Origin of the sequence: Jiangella anatolica (assembly GCF_003236295.1) — a bacterium.
Taxonomy (GTDB): Bacteria; Actinomycetota; Actinomycetes; order Jiangellales; family Jiangellaceae; genus Jiangella; species Jiangella anatolica.
On the sequence record NZ_POTW01000002.1, the window covers coordinates 74,281 to 89,520 of the forward strand.

At 72.2% G+C, this 15,240-nt stretch carries 11 protein-coding genes; 2 read left to right on the top strand and 9 right to left on the bottom strand.

The annotated features are described in order from the left end of the window. The first annotated feature begins 65 nt into the window (after window positions 1-65). Window positions 66-3,164: a family 43 glycosylhydrolase gene (locus tag C1I92_RS01245; protein ID WP_111252837.1), complete on the top strand. Its 3,099-nt coding sequence runs from the start codon at window positions 66-68 to the stop codon at window positions 3,162-3,164. Window positions 3,165-3,214: 50 nt separating this feature from the next. Here C1I92_RS01245 and C1I92_RS01250 read toward each other — a convergent pair whose 3' ends face one another. The 9 genes from C1I92_RS01250 to C1I92_RS01290 all read right to left on the bottom strand — a co-directional run bounded on the left by C1I92_RS01250 (window position 3,215) and on the right by C1I92_RS01290 (window position 14,581). After that, on the bottom strand, window positions 3,215-3,580 hold the full coding sequence (locus C1I92_RS01250) for a HepT-like ribonuclease domain-containing protein (protein ID WP_199520844.1): 366 nt from the start codon (window positions 3,578-3,580) through the stop codon (window positions 3,215-3,217). After that, entirely contained in the window at window positions 3,577-4,035 is a 459-nt protein-coding gene (locus tag C1I92_RS01255; protein ID WP_111252839.1) for an XRE family transcriptional regulator, read from the bottom strand. The genes C1I92_RS01250 and C1I92_RS01255 overlap by 4 nt, the downstream gene beginning before the upstream one ends. A gap of 42 nt (window positions 4,036-4,077) precedes the next feature. Then, on the bottom strand, window positions 4,078-5,271 hold the full coding sequence (locus tag C1I92_RS01260) for a cytochrome P450 (protein ID WP_158563876.1): 1,194 nt from the start codon (window positions 5,269-5,271) through the stop codon (window positions 4,078-4,080). Window positions 5,272-5,345: 74 nt separating this feature from the next. Further along, entirely contained in the window at window positions 5,346-8,435 is a 3,090-nt protein-coding gene (locus C1I92_RS01265; RefSeq protein ID WP_111252841.1) for a beta-L-arabinofuranosidase domain-containing protein, read from the bottom strand. Between the two features lie 273 nt (window positions 8,436-8,708). Beyond that, window positions 8,709-10,217: an L-arabinose isomerase gene (gene araA / locus C1I92_RS01270; protein ID WP_199520845.1), complete on the bottom strand. Its 1,509-nt coding sequence runs from the start codon at window positions 10,215-10,217 to the stop codon at window positions 8,709-8,711. A gap of 13 nt (window positions 10,218-10,230) precedes the next feature. Continuing rightward, window positions 10,231-10,884, bottom strand: coding sequence for an L-ribulose-5-phosphate 4-epimerase (locus C1I92_RS01275; protein ID WP_111252843.1), 654 nt, complete (start codon window positions 10,882-10,884; stop codon window positions 10,231-10,233). After that, window positions 10,881-12,548, bottom strand: a complete 1,668-nt coding sequence (gene araB, locus C1I92_RS01280; RefSeq protein ID WP_111252844.1) for a ribulokinase — start codon at window positions 12,546-12,548, stop codon at window positions 10,881-10,883. The genes C1I92_RS01275 and araB overlap by 4 nt, the downstream gene beginning before the upstream one ends. A 44-nt stretch (window positions 12,549-12,592) precedes the next feature. Next, on the bottom strand, window positions 12,593-13,618 hold the full coding sequence (locus tag C1I92_RS01285) for a LacI family DNA-binding transcriptional regulator (protein WP_199520846.1): 1,026 nt from the start codon (window positions 13,616-13,618) through the stop codon (window positions 12,593-12,595). 270 nt (window positions 13,619-13,888) lie between these two features. Continuing rightward, complete coding sequence (locus C1I92_RS01290) at window positions 13,889-14,581, bottom strand: TetR/AcrR family transcriptional regulator (RefSeq protein ID WP_111252845.1); 693 nt, start codon at window positions 14,579-14,581, stop codon at window positions 13,889-13,891. Between the two features lie 30 nt (window positions 14,582-14,611). Here C1I92_RS01290 and C1I92_RS01295 point away from each other — a divergent pair, with 30 nt between their 5' ends. Beyond that, window positions 14,612-15,238 (top strand): FMN-dependent NADH-azoreductase, encoded by a 627-nt coding sequence (locus tag C1I92_RS01295; protein ID WP_111252846.1) that lies wholly within the window; start codon window positions 14,612-14,614, stop codon window positions 15,236-15,238. The last annotated feature ends 2 nt before the right edge of the window (window positions 15,239-15,240 follow it).

The window sequence follows — 15,240 nt, forward strand, 5'->3', positions numbered from 1 at the left end:
GGGGCGCAGGACACTGCGCCCCGCGGGCCCCTGAACCCTCATCGTGCAGGACGTCAGGAGACCCCATGACCCCCATCAGACGCGGCGGGCCGCTGGCCGTCGCCGCCGTGCTGGCCGCGAGCCTGCTCGGTCCGGTCGCACCGGCGGCCGCCGCGGACCCCGTCACGTTCACGAACACCGAGAACCCGATCCTCGGCGACGGCAGCTACTACTCCGCCGACCCCGCGCCGCTCGTCGTCCCGGCCGGCGCGCCGGGCAACTCCACCGGCGCCGACCAGCTCTACATCTACACCGGCCACGACGAGGCCGGCCCGACCCGCAACGACTTCATCATGAACGAGTGGGGCGCGTTCGTGACGTCCGACGTCGACGCCGGCGAGTGGACCCACCACCCGTCGCTGATGCGCCCGGAGCAGGTGTTCACCTGGGCGACGCCGGGACGCGCCTACGCCGGCCAGGTGGTGCGCGGCGTCGACGGCCGGTACTACTGGTACGTCCCGGTGAACGAGGCGGCCAGCCCCGCCAGCGACAAGTTCGGCATCGGCGTCGCCGTCTCGGACTCGCCGACCGGGCCGTGGACCGACCACGCCGGCGCGCCGATCATCTCCCAGCGCGTGCCCACGCCGAACACGATCCACAACATCGACCCGACCATCCTCATCGACGACGGGCGCGTCTACATCTACTGGGGCAGCTTCGGCAACCTGCGCATGCTGGAGCTCGCGCAGGACATGAAGACCCCGATCGGCTCGGTCCGCACCGTCACCGGGCTGACCGGCTTCTTCGAGGCGGCCTGGATCTTCGAGCGCAACGGGACCTACTACCTGGCCTACGCCGGCAACAACGCCGGCCCGACCTCGCCCTGCACGCCGGCGAACTACCACGCGTGCATCGCCTACGGCACCGCGACGTCGCCGGCCGGGCCGTGGACGTACCGTGGCACGATCCTGCCGCCGGTGTCGTCGACGACCAGCCACCCCGGCATCGTCGAGTTCGACGGGGAGTGGTGGCTGGCCTACCACACGGCCGACGCGGTGGGCGGCAACCACTTCCGCCGCTCGGTGGCGATCGACCGGCTCGAGTGGGACGACACGCAGTCGCCGCCGCGGATCAAGCCGGTCGTGACGACGCCGCCGAAGGTGAAGGACGTGACGCCGCGGGCCAATGTCGCCCAGGAGGCGACCGTCACGGTGTCGAACACGCCGGTGCCGACCCAGTACTGGGTGAAGGCGCTCAACGACGAGATCGTCCGGCCGAACCCGCTGCCGCCGGACATGTGGGGCACCTGGACCGGCAACAACCCGCCGCAGCAGTGGGTCCAGTACACCTGGGCGCAGCCGATGCGGCTGTCCGGCTCGCAGATCGAGTTCTGGAACGACCAGCCGCAGGGCACCGGCGTCGGTGTCGCGGCGCCGGCGGCGTGGCGGATCCAGTACTGGGACGGGGCCGGCTGGCGTGACGTGCCGAACCCGAGCGGCTACGGCACCGCCACGGCCGGCTTCCAGGACACGACGTTCGACCCGGTCACGACCACGCAGGTGCGGGCGGTGTTCGACGCGTCGACGAACGGCAGCACGTACTCCGCCGTCGCGGTGGAGGAGTGGAAGGTGCTGGCCGAGCAGCCGGCGTCGGTCGCGCCGCCGTCGCTGGTCGTCGAGGTCGGCGAGACGGAGCTGCCCGGCACGGTGCCGGTGACGTTCCCGTCGTCGGGCGAGACGCTGCAGATCCCGGCGTTCTGGGACGCGCTGTCGCCGGAGGACGTCGCCGCGCCCGGGACGCTCACCGTCGAGGGCTCGGTGCTCGGCTTCGCCTTCGGCCGGGTGACGGCGACCGTCACCGTGATCGACCCCGGCGACACCGAGGGCGACGAGACCGCGCCGGTCGTCACGCTGACGCCCAGCGGCAGCGCGGGCAGCGCCGGCTGGTACCGGTCCGACGTCCGGGTCCGGGCCGCAGGCGTCGACGACAGCGGCGGCCGGGTCCGGATCTCGTCCGCGGTTGACGGTGGCGCGCCGGTCCTCTCCGATTTCGTCCGGTACACCGACGTCGTCGTGACCGGCGACGGCCAGCACACCGTCGTCGCGCGGGCCACCGACCGGGCCGGCAACACCTCCGCCGATGCGAGCCTCGCGGTCCGGATCGACCGGGTCGCGCCGGTCAGCGCCGGGACGGTCGACGAGGCGGCCAGGTCGGTCGCCGTTGCCGCCACCGACGCCACGTCCGGCGTCGCGCGGATCGAGTACGCGCTCGGCGCGGGCGGGGCGTGGCAGCAGTACACGGGCCCGGTCGTGGCGCCGGACGCGCAGCGGCTGCAGGTGTTCTTCCGGGCCACCGACGCCGCCGGCAACGTCGAGACGGCGAAGTCGGCGGTCATCCCTGCGGACATCTCCGGGCCGCTGACCGGCAACGTCGCCCCGCTCGGCACCGTCACCGCGTCGTTCACCGCCGGCTGGAACGCCGTCACCGCGCTCAACGACGGCCTGGACCCGGCCAACCCGAGCCAGGCGCAGATCTGGGGCACCTGGTCCGGCACCCGGCCGGCCACTCAGTGGGCGCAGTACACCTGGTCGCGGCCGATCCGGCTGACCGGCGCGGAGATCAAGTTCTGGCGCGACCAGCCGCAGGGGACCGGCGAGGGCGTCGCCGAGCCGCAGACCTGGGTGCTGCAGTACTGGGACGGCACGGACTGGCGCGACGTCGAGAACCCGTCGGCGTACGGGACCAGCTCGACGGCGTTCAACACCGTCACGTTCACCCCGGTCACCACGGACCGGCTGCGAGCGATGATCTCGGCGAACGGCAACGGCACGACGTTCTCCGCCGTCGCGGCGACGGAGTGGCGCGTGTTCGCCGACGACCCGGGCGTGCGGCCGCGGATCCCGGTCACCGTCGAGGCCGAGTCCCGCTGCATCGGGCGGATGGCGTTCGTGTCGGTGCGCGCGACGAACGACCACGACGGCCCCGTCGACGTCGTCATCGAGACGCCCTACGGCGCCCGCACCGTCGAGGACGTCGCACCCGGCCGAGCGGCCTACCAGTCCTTCGCGACGCGGCTGGCGCAGGTCCCCGCGGGCGAGGTGACCGTCCAGGCCACCGGCACCGTCGACGACGAGGAGGTGATCACCGAGGTCGATGCCACCTACGCCGCCACCACGTGCGGCTGATATCCCACACCGGTCGGGCCGGTTCCGTCAGCAGGACGGAACCGGCCCGACTAGGGCGCGTCCTCGATGCCGAGTCGCCGGATCAGTTCCGGAATCCGGACCGCGAGCGCGGAGAACACGAGACGATCGTCGACCTTGTCGTAGTGATGGGCGATCAGGTTGCGCATGCGAGCGATCGCCACCCACTCGATGTCGTCGTGGACGTCCTTGAACGAGTCCGGCAGCTTCTCGACCACGGTGGCGACCTGGATCAGGATGTGCCGGCCGTTGTTGCGCAGCACGCGCCCCTGAGGGCTGTCGTCCAGGTACGCCTCGATGCCCAGGCTCACCGTGTACGCCGCGTCGGCGCCCATGCCGGCAAGGTCCTGGAGCCGGCGGCCGACTCGCCCGGACTCCGCGTCATCGCCAGCCGTCACAGCTGGACGGCCTCCGCGCGCGCGTGTTCGGTCACCCGGCCGTCCGCACGCGCGTCCACGACGTCCACGCCGACGGTCAGCAGCTCCTCGAGATCGTGCTCCAGCGTGAGCAGATCGACGATGTCGTGCCGATCGGTGAACTCGACGATCAGATCCAGATCGGACGATGTTTCGTCGTCACCACGCGCCACCGAACCGAAGACCCGTGGCTGCGGCAGACCGGCCCGGACGAACAGCTCTCGGACCTGCTCGCGGCGAGCCGCCAGCGCCGTCGACGGCCGGATCGCCAAGGCCCGGTCCAAGGCGGCGCGAGCGGCGTCCGACGGCTGGCGCCGGCCGCTTTCGATCGCCGCGATGAGCGGCTGCTTCACGCCCGTCCGCTCGGCGAGCTCACGCTGGGAGAGCCGCAGGAGGCTCCGGCGAGTCCGGACGAAGTCACCGTATGCTGTCGCCACACCATCACGATAACAAGCTTTGTTATCGGCGACCAGGCGGAGTCACGTGCGCCCGATCTGCAGCGGCAGGGCGCCGCCGTGGTGGAGGCGTACGTCGTCCACTTCCGCGGTGAGCTCCAGGCCGGGGAGCTCGCGGGCCACGGCCTCCAGCATCAGCCGGGCCTCCAGCCGGCCGAGCGAGGCGCCCAGGCAGAAGTGCGTCCCGTAGCCGAACGCGATGTGACCGGCGACGTCGGCGCGGTGGAGGTCGAACATGTCCGGGCTGGAGAAGACCTCCGGATCGCGGTTCGCGCCCCACAGCGACAGCCCGACCCGCTCGAACGCCGGGATCGTGCCGCCGGCGAGGTCCAGCTCGCGGAACGCGAACCGCGGCGGGACGATCTCGACCGGGCCGCGGAAGCGCAGCGTCTCCTCGACGGCCGCGCCGGCCAGCGCCGGGTCGGCGAGCAGGTCGTGCCACTGCTCCGGATGCGTGAGCAGCAGCCGCAGAGAGTTCGCGATCACGTCGACGGTGGTCTCCTGGCCGGCGATCAGCAGCAGCTGCACCATCGCGACCAGCTCGTCGCGGTCCAGCGCGTCGCCCTGGGCCTCCTGCGCGACCAGCGCCGAGATCAGGTCGTCGCGCGGGTCGGCCCGGCGCCGCGCGGCCAGCTCGTCGACGTAGTCGGCGAAGGCCAGCGTGGCCGCTCCGTCGTAGTCGGACGCGGAGACGATCGTCGCCGACCAGTCCCGGAACCGGGCCCGGTCCTCGTCCGGCACGCCGACCAGCTGGGCGATGACGTTGACGGGCAGCGGGTCGGCCAGGTCGGTGACGGCGTCGAACCGGCCCAGCGCGCGCACGTGCGTGACCAGCTCGGCGGCGACGCCGGCGATCCAGTCCTCCAGCCGGGCCACCGTCCGCGCGGTGAACGCGGTGCTGACCAGCCGCCGCAGCCGGGTGTGGTCGGGCGGGTCCAGCGCGATCAGCTGCCGCGACGAGATCCGCTCGGTCTCGCTCGGCGGGTACGCCGACGGCGACAGGTCCGGCTCGACGTGACGGTGCAGCTCGTGCCCGATCTCCGGGTGCTGCAGCCCTTCCAGCACGTCGGCATGCCGGGCGACGATCCAGAACCGGTTGCCGGCCGGGTCGTACTGCGGCACCGGACGGCCGGCCGCGCGGACCCGGGCGTAGAACGCGTGCGGGTCGCGCCGGGTCGCCGGTTCCCACAGCTCCGTCGGCCCGAAGTCGTCGATCACTGTCCCACCCTGCCTCGCGAACCGGATGACCCGCCGGCCGGTCTCGCGGACCGGCCGGCGGGCCACGTCGTGCGTCAGACCGCCAGCTCGGTCCGGGCGTTCGCCGCGGCCGAGACCACGGTGTCCTTCTGGTCGTCGGTCAGCAACCCGGCGGCGACGAACTCCGCCGCCGTTCGGGCCACCGCCGCCACGAACGCGCCGTGGTTCGCGAACGGCGCCTGGTCCCAGACGACGTCCAGGAACGTCAGGCCGTCGTCGCCCGGCGACGTGATGCCGGTGACCGGCACGTCGTAGTTCGGCAGGTCGTCGTCGCGCTTCACGTTCGGCACGCCGGTGTCGATGCTGCCGAACACGATCGACGGCTCCACCCGCCGGAAGTACGCCGAGTGCGCCTGGGTGTCGCCGACGTACCACGGCCGCAGGGTGAACCCGTGCGTCGTGAACAGCGCGTCGCCCGCGGGGCTGGTCCCGGCCGCCGTGATCGCCGAGCGCGAGTAGTCGCCGTCCAGCTTCAGGTGCCGGTACAGCGTCAGCTCCCGGTAGGTCCCGCCGCCGGGGTTGCCGAGGATCGGCAGCAGCAGCGGGCCGTACATGATCGACTGGGTGTCCGGCCGGTCGATGGCCCGCTCGATCCGGATGCCGAACGGCATCGACACGTCGATGACGTCGCCGGAGCGCCAGGTCCGCCGCAGCGTCGCGTACGTCCCCGGCACCGGCGCCTGCATGGGCGCCGGCCGCCCGTTGACCCGCACCGTGAACCCGTTCGTCGCCCACGCCGGGACCCGCAGCCGCACGTCGAACAGCCCGCCGGTGCCCTCGAGGGTGATCCGGGTGCTCTGCTGGCGCGGGAAGCTCGTCTCCTGGGTGACGACGAGGCCGCGCTCGGCCCAGGTCAGCGTCGACGGCACGAACAGGTTGATCCACAGCGCCGAGCCGTCGGCGGACTTGAAGAACACCGTGTCCTGGTACTTCGTGTGGTTCTCCAGGCCGGTGCCGCCGCAACAGGTGCCGGTGTTGCCGTAGGACCGGTTCGCGCCCGGCGTCAGCGGCTGGAAGTAGGTCACCTGCGGGTTGCTGGTCGACGTCGTGTCCGCCCGCGAGCCGGCGATCTGGTTGAAGATCGCCCGCTCGTAGTAGTCCATGTAGGCCGGGTCCTGCGTGTGGAAGAACAGGTTCCGGGCCAGCTTGGAGACGTTGTAGATCGAGCACGTCTCCGCACCGCCCTGGGCGATCGCGTTGGCGATGTTGTCCCGGTTCTGGAACATCTCGATGTTGTTGTTCGAGCCGGGGAAGTTGCCGCCGGTGCCGCCGTGGCTGAACATCCGGTGCGGGACGATCCAGGTGAAGAAGTGCTTCGCCGCGTCGAAGTAGTCCTGCTCGCCGGTCTGCTCGAAGATGCGCAGGTAGCCGGTGAAGTTCGGCACGTGCATGTTGACGTGCAGCCGGGCCGGCCGGCGGCGCCCGATCTCGCTCGGGTTCGTCACCACGAGGAGGTCGCGGTCCTCGACCGCCGCGTCGAACAGCGACTCGCGGTTGTCGAACAGCTTCGCGGTCTCGAGGTGCTGCTCGTCGCCGGTGAGCGCGTAGAGCTCCGGGAAGATCTCGTTCGCGCCGCCGAGCTCGCCGGCGATGTAGGTGTCCCACATGTAGTTGAGGTCGCTGCGGGTGATCGGCCCGGTGTACTGCGGGTGGTTCTTGTCGCCGACGGTGAGCGCGAGGTGCGCCCAGTTCGCCATCTTCGTGACGACGTCCAGCGCGGTCTGGTTGCCCGCGAGGTAGTAGGCGTCGAGCAGGCCACGCATGATCTTGTGCTGCGTGTACCAGGGCGCCCAGACGTTCGTGCCCAGGTTGCCGCCGTAGACGGCGAACCGCGGCGGCGCCAGCCGGATCACCGCGTCCTCCGGGATCGCGCCCAGGTAGCCGGGGTACACCGGCGTCCACAGCGGCTCGTTCCCGCTGGGCACCGGCACGATGCCGGCCGACCGGCCGTTCGGCGACGCGTCCTGCAGCGTCGCGCCGTCGGTCTCGTCGCAGCGGTACCAGGCGATGTTGCCGCCGCCGGTGCTGCCGGCCGCGGAGGTCTGCAGCGACTGGACCTCGGCCGCGCTCAGCGCCCGGTCGAAGATGTGGAACTCGTCGATCGTCGCGTTGAGCATTGGGTCGCCGTACTGCGACCGGCCGATCCAGACGTTGCCCGGGACGCCGAGGTTGGTCGGGTTGAGCGTCATGCTCGGGTTGGTGCCGGCCACCGCGCCGTTGACGTACAGCGTGCCGACGCCGCCGTCGAGCGTGACGGCGAAGTGCACCCACTCGCCGATCGGCACCGCCGCAGTGCCGTTGATCCGCTGCTCGCCGCCACTGCCCGTGGTGGTGATCGCGAACCGGGGGACGTTGCCGGTGACGCCGGCCCTGGCGGTCAGGAACATGTTGACCGCGGTGCCGGTGCCGAAGTCGAAGACCCGGCTCCAGTTCTGCGCCGCGGCGAGGTTGACCCAGGTCGCGACCGTGAAGTTGGTCAGCTGCGACACCGCCTCCTGCGGCAGCCGCACGTGCTGGGCGTTGCTGTCGCCGTTGAGTCGCAGGGCGTTGCCGAACCGGCCCGGCACCCGGCCGATGACCGGCTCCTCGGGCTCCTCCGGCTCCTCGTCCGGGTCCTCCATGCGCGCGGTGATCGCGGCCTGGCAGGCGGCCAGCTCGGTCACCATCCAGTCCAGCTTGGTCTTGAAGACCTGCTCGCCCTGATCGGCGTAGGCCTGCGCGAGCGCGCTCAGATAGTGGCCGGCCCAGTGCCCGCTGAGCAGCCCGCCGTCCTCCCAGCCGCCGGGCACCGCCACCCCGGGCGGGTTCGGCCGGCCGGCCTGGTTGTTGAACAGCACGAGGAAGCGGCGCTCGTCGAACGTCTGCAGGAACGCCTTCATCCGGTCCCGCTTCTCCTGCAGCAGGCCCGGACCCAAGCGGACCTCGGCCGGCCAGAACGGCCGCACCGGTGTGTTGCTGCCCGCGCCGACGTACGGGACGCCGGACGTCGCGTCGGCCGTCGCGCCGATGCTCTGCGCAGCGGCGGCGGCAGCGGGGAGGGCGGTCGGCGCGGCGACCATGGCGGCGCCGATGGCGGACGCACGCACGAACGTGCGGCGGCTCAGGCCCGGCTTCTCGATTGTCATGCTCCGTCTTCCCTTCGTTGCGAGGTCGGATGCGTGCGAACGCCCTGGTCCCAGGATGTCCGCGAGTGTTCCCGGTAACAATGTGCGATGGTCTACGCCCTCCTCTCGCACCGCTGGACCGGGTGCGGCGGCCGATGTGTGTGGGTGCCCGGACGCGACGGCCTCTGCGGGTGGGCGTCGGCAGGTCCATGAGTACTATGCCACATTTGACATCAAATGTGGCGGGCGTCTCATGGGGAGATCGGGCAGCCCGATCTCCCCATGATCGAAGGGTCAGAGGCCCTGGGCCAGGCGGTGGTAGGCCTGGTTCCAGCGCAGCTCCTTGGCGAACTGGCGGGTCGTCGTGTCCGCGTCGATGACCAGCAGCTCGGTGCGCACCATGTCCGCGAACAGACTGAGCACGTCCGGCCCGACGGCCTGCGAGAGGACGGTGTGGTGCGGTCCGCCGGCGGTCAGCCAGGCCTCGGCCGAGGTCGACAGGCTCGGCCGCGGCTTCCAGACCGCCCGCGCGACCGGCAGGTTCGGCAGCGGCTCGTCCGGCGGCACGACGTCGATCTCGTTGGCGACCAGCCGGAACCGGTCGCCTATGTCGGCCAGGCCCATGACCACGGCCGGGCCGGGGGCGGCGTCGAACACCAGCCGGACCGGGTCCTCCCGGCCGCCGATCCCCAGCGGGTGGATCTGCGCCGACGGCGTCGCCGCCGCGATCGACGGGCAGACCTCCAGCATGTGCGCGCCGAGGATCTTCGGCTCGCCGGGGCCGAAGTGGTACGTGTAGTCCTCCATGAACGACGTGCCGCCGGGCAGCCCGGCCGCCATCGTCTTCACGGTCCGGACCAGCACCGACGTCTTCCAGTCGCCCTCGCCGCCGAAGCCGTAGCCGTCGGCCATCAGCCGCTGGACGGCCAGGCCCGGCAGCTGCCGCAGCCCGCCGAGGTCCTCGAAGTTCGTGGTGAACGCGCGGAACCCGCCGTCGGTGAGGAACGTGCGCAGGCCGGCCTCGATCCGCGCGGCGTAGCGCAGCGACTCGTGCCGATCGCCGTCCTTGCGCAGCTCCGGCACCAGGTCGTACACGTCGTCGTACTCGGCCACCAGCGCGTCGACGTCGGCGTCCGTGGCGGCGTCGACGACCGCGACCAGATCGTTGACGCCGTAGGTGTTGACCGAGACGCCCAGCCGCAGCTGCGCCTCGACCTTGTCGCCCTCGGTGACGGCGACGTCGCGCATGTTGTCGCCGAACCGGGCCAGCCGCAGCGAGTGCACCTCGGCGTAGCCGATCGCCGCGCGGACCCAGTCGGCCACGCGGCGCACGACGGAGGGGTCGCTGACGTGCCCGGCGACGGTCGAGCGGGTGACGCCGAGCCGCGACTGGATGTAGCCGAACTCGCGATCGCCGTGGGCGGCCTGGTTCAGGTTCATGAAGTCCATGTCCAGCTCGGCCCACGGCAGCGACCGGTTGGCCTGCGTGTGCAGGTGCAGCAGCGGCGTGCGCAGCGCGTCCAGCCCGGCGATCCACATCTTCGCCGGCGAGAACGTGTGCATCCACGCGATCAGGCCCACGCAGGAGTCGTCGGCGTTCGCCTCGAGCGCGACCCTGCGGATCGCGTCGGCCGACGTCAGCACCGGCTTCCACACCACCCGCACCGGGATGTCGGCGGCCTGGTCCAGCGCGCCGGCGACCTCCTGGGACTGCTCGGCGACCTGCCGCAGCGCGTCGTCGCCGTACAGCCCCTGGCTCCCGGTCAGGAACCAGACCTCGCGCTGCCCGAACACGTCGTCCATCGTCATCTCCTCGTCACTGGCCGTAGACGTTCTGGTACCGGTCGTAGAGCCGGTCGATGTCGGCCGCCGGTATCGGCAGCGGCTCGCCGAGCTGGCGGGACACGTGCACCGTCCGGGCGACGTCCTCGCACATCACGGCGGCCTTGACGGCGGCGCGGGCGTCCTTGCCGATGGTGAACACGCCGTGGTTCTGCATCAGCACGGCCCGCGAGCGGTGCCCCTTCAGCGTCTCGACGATGCCGCGGCCGATGGAGTCGTCGCCGATCAGGGCGAACGGCCCGACCGGGATCTCGCCGCCGAACTCGTCGGCCATCGCCGTCAGCACGCACGGGATCGGCTCGGCGCGAGCGGCCCACGCCGTCGCGTACGTCGAGTGCGTGTGCACGACGCCGCCGACCTCGGGCAGGTTCCGGTAGACGTAGGCGTGCGCGTCGGTGTCGCTGGACGGCGACAGGTCGCCCTCGACGACCCGGCCGTGGAGGTCGCAGACGACGATCGACTCCGGCGTGAGGTCGTCGTAGGAGACACCGGACGGCTTGATCACGAACAGGTCCTCGCCCGGCACCCGGCCGGACACGTTGCCTGCCGTCCACGTCACCAGGTTGTTCCTGGTCAGCTCCGTGTGCAGGTCGCAGACCGTGCGACGCAGCTCGGCATACGCGGTCATCGGGCCACCGCCGCGCGCTTGATCGCCCGCAGGCGGTGCATGACGTCGTTACCGCCGCGGCCGAAGTGGTCGTGCAGCGTGACGTACTCGGCGTAGAGCGCGTCGTAGGCCTTCGCGTCGTCCGGGTCCGGCTGGTAGACGCCGCGCTCGACGTTGCCCATCGACGCCGCGGCGGCCCGCACGTCGGGGTAGGCGCCGGCGGCGACCGCGGCATGGATGGCCGAGCCGAGCGCCGGGCCCTGCTCGGACCCGATCACGCTCAGCGGCAGCCCGGTGACGTCGGCGTAGATCTGCATGATCAGCCGGTTCTTCAGCAGGCCGCCGGCGATGATCAGCTCGGTCACCGGGACGCCGGAGGCGTTGAACGTCTCGATGATGGTGCGGGTGCCGAACGCCGTCGCCTCGATCAGCGCGCGGTAGACGTCCTCGGGCCTGGTCGCGAGCGTCTGGCCGACGACGACGCCGGACAGCTCGTGGTCGACCAGGACCGAGCGGTTGCCGCTGTGCCAGTCCAGCGCGATCAGCCCATGCTCGCCGACCCGCTGCGCGGCGGCCAGCTCGGTCAGGTACTCGTGGACGCTCTGGTTGCGCTGGGCGGCCGCGGCGGCGTAGCTCGCGGGGACCGACGAGTCGACGAACCAGCCGAAGATGTCGCCGACGCCGCTCTGCCCGGCCTCGTAGCCCTGCAGGCCGGCGATGATGCCGCCGTCGACGACGCCGCACATGCCCGGCACCTCGCGCAGCACGTCGCCGTTCATGACGTGGCAGGTGGACGTGCCCATGATCGCGACCATCTGGCCCGGCTCGACGGCCTGCGCCGCCGGCGCCGTCACGTGCGCGTCGACGTTGCCGACGGCGACGGCGATGCCCTCGGGCAGCCCGGTCCAGGCCGCCGCCTGCGCCGTCAGGCCGCCGGCGCGGTCGCCGAGCTGGCCGATCGGCTGGTCCAGCTTGTCCTCGACGAAGCCGGCGAACTCCGGGTTCAGCGCGGCCAGGAACTCCCGCGACGGGTACCCGCCGTCCTGGCGGATGCCCTTGTAGCCGGCGGTGCAGGCGTTGCGGACGTAGCTGCCGCAGAGCTGCCAGACGATCCAGTCCGCCGCCTCGACCCAGCGCTCCGTCGCCGCGTACAGCTCCGGATCCTCCTCCAGCAGCTGCAGGCCCTTCGCGAACTCCCACTCCGACGAGATCAGCCCGCCATAGCGCGGCAGCCACGGCTCGCCGCGCTCGGCGGCGAGGGTGTTGATGCGGTCGGCGTGCGGCTGGGCGGCATGGTGCTTCCACAGCTTGACGTAGGCGTGCTTGCGCCCGGCGAACTGCGGCAGCTCGTTCAGCGGCGTGCCGTCGGCCAGCGTCGGGACCATCGTGCAGGCGGTGAAGTCGGTGGCGATGCCGATGACGTTCTGCGGGTCGACGCCGGCCTCGGTGAGCGCCTGCGGCACCGCGCTCCTCAGCACGTCGACGTAGTCCGACGGCACCTGCAGCGCCCAGTCCGGCGGCAGCTTCTCGCCCGTGCCGGGCAGCGTGTCGTCGACGACGCCGTGGGTGTACGCGTGCACCGCGCTGCCGAGCTCGGCGCCGTCGGAGACACGGACCACGACGGCCCGGCCGGACAGCGTTCCGTAGTCGACACCGACGACGACCGCGTCGTTGTTATCGCTCACAAGTGACTCCCTGGTGCGGTTCCGGTCCTGGGTGGCTGTGTTGTCTAGGTCGCTCTCGGCGGGGCGGTGCTCGCGCGGATCACGAAGGCGGGTGGGACGACGACGCGGCCGGGCTCGGCCTGCGGCCCGGCCTCGATCAGGTCGAGCAGCAGCGCGATGCTCTTGCGGCCGACCTCGGCGAAGTCCTGGCGGACGGTGGTCAGCGGCGGGGTCAGGAACTCCGCCTCCGGGATGTCGTCGAAGCCGACGATGCTGACGTCCTGCGGCACCCGGACGCCGGCCTCGTCCAGGGCGCGCAGCAGGCCGAGCGCCATCTGGTCGTTGGCGACGAAGACCGCGCTCGCCCGGCCGGCCCGGGCCTCGTCGGCGATGCGCCGCCCGGCCGTGTAGCCCGCGCGCGGGCTCCAGTCGCCCTCGACGACCGGTGGCGCGTCGATCCGCGCCTCGGCGAGGACGTTGCGCCAGCCGCGACGGCGGCCCTCGGCCTCCAGCCAGTCGGCCGGCCCGGCGACGTGCCAGACCGTGCGGTGCCCGAGGTCGAGCAGATGCCGGGTGGCCAGCTCGGCGCCGCGCACCTGGTCGACGGCGACGACCGGCATGCCGTCGGCCTCGCCGCCCTCGACCGCCACGACCGGGACGTTGCCCCGCAGCGCGGACACGGCGGCCGCGGCCTCGACCTGCGGCGCGATCGCGATCAGCCCGTCGACCGCCTGCGCGGCCAGGTAGTCCAGCGCCTCGCCGACGGTCTTCCGGTTGATCGTCTTGAGGCTGACGATGCTGATGAAGTACCCGGCGTCGCGGGCGGCCTGCTCCAGTCCGAACAGCGTGCTGGCCGGCCCGTACAGCGTCGTGTCGAACGCGACGACGCCGAGCGTGTTCGTGCGCCGGGTGACCAGCGCCCGGGCGGAGAGGTTGCGCCGGTAGCCGAGCTCCTCGATCGCGGCGAGGACGCGGTCGCGGGTGGCGGGCCGCACGTTCGGGTGGTGGTTCAGCACCCGGGACACGGTCTGGTGCGAGACGCCCGCGATCCGCGCGACGTCTGCCATGACCGGCATCCGCTCCGGGCTCATGTGTGAACGTTAACAAACCGGGGTCGAGTCGCGCCAGATGCGCCTTGGCACGCTGGAGCGTCGTGCTTGGCACGCTGGCAGTGACCTATCGAGACCGAAATGCCGCGTTTGTGGAGCGCTCCGGCGTGCCAAGCTCCGGCGCTACCCGGCGCGGGATCGCAACGCCGGAAGCCTGCCCTGCCCATCCCCTGACAGCCGCCCGTCCATGCACCACGGCCCAGAGCGGCGCTTGGCACGCTGGAGCGTCGTGCTTGGCACGCTGGCGGTGACCTATCGTGACCGAAATGCCGCGTTTGTGGAGCGCTCCGGCGTGCCAAGCCCCGGCGCCCCACACACCGCGACGTGGGCGACGGCGTGGGCGGCGGCCCGGGCGCGGGCGGGGCCGAGCTCCGCGACGACGGCGCGCAGGTGCTCGGCGGCCAGCGGCGCCAGGACGGCGTGCGCCAGCGCCTCCGCGTCGGCGTCCGGCTGGGCGGCCGCCAGCAGCAGCGCGACGTGGCGATGCCAGAACCGGTACGCCCCGATCCGGTACCGCGCCCCCGGCGACGCCGTCTCCGACATCCGCAGCAGGTCGACGTGGTCCAGCGCATAGTCCAGGTAGGCGTCGACGAACGCCGTCAGCCGCTCGCCCGGCGCGACGCCGTCGGCCGGCCCGGGGCCGAGGGGCGCGGGGCCGAACAGGATCGCCTCCTGCAGCTCCCGTTCCCGCTCGTCCAGCAGCGCGACCGCCAGTCCGGCCTTGTCGCCGAATCGCCGGAACACCGTCCCCTTGCCGACGCCGGCCGCCGCCGCGACCGCGTCCATCGTCACTGCGTCGACGCCGCGCGCCGCGAACAGCCGGGCGGCCGCGTCGAGCACAGCGACCCGGTTGCGGGCCGCGTCGGCGCGCTCCCGCGGCTGCGCCGGCCGGAGTTCGAGCAGCCCGGAATAAACGGACTGTGGTCCGTTCTTGTCACTGGACACAACCGGACTGTAGTCCAGAAAGGACCCGTCATGCCGACCCTGCTGCACCTCTCCGCCTCGCCGCGCGGCGCCTCGTCCGAGTCCCTGCTGCTCGCCGAGGAGTTCCTCGCCGCTTATCGAGCCGCCCACCCGGACCACGAGATCACCACCTGGGACCTGTGGGACGGCACCCTGCCGGCGTTCGGCCCGACGGCGGCGCACGCCAAGATGGCGGTCTTCGCCGGCCAAGACCTCGATGCCGCGCAGCGCGACGTGTGGCGCGACGTCACCGCCGCGTTCGCCCGCTTCGACGCCGCCGACCACTACCTGTTCAGCGTGCCGATGTGGAACCACGGCGTCCCGTACGTGCTCAAGCAGTTCATCGACGTGGTGAGCCAGCCGGGCCTGGTGTTCGCGTTCGACCCGGCCACCGGCTACCGCGGGTTGCTGCGCGGGAAGAAGGCGGCCGTCGTCTACTCCAGCGCCGTCTACGCGCCCGGCCGCGGCCCCGCGTTCGGCGCGGACTTCCAGACGTCGTACCTGGAGGGCTGGCTGCGCTGGGCCGGCGTGGCCGACGTCGAGACGATCGCGCTGCGCCCCGACGCGGCCACCGGCGACGTCGCCGCCGGCCGGGCCACCGCCCAGGCGAACGCGCGCGCCGTCGCCGCCGGGTTCTGACG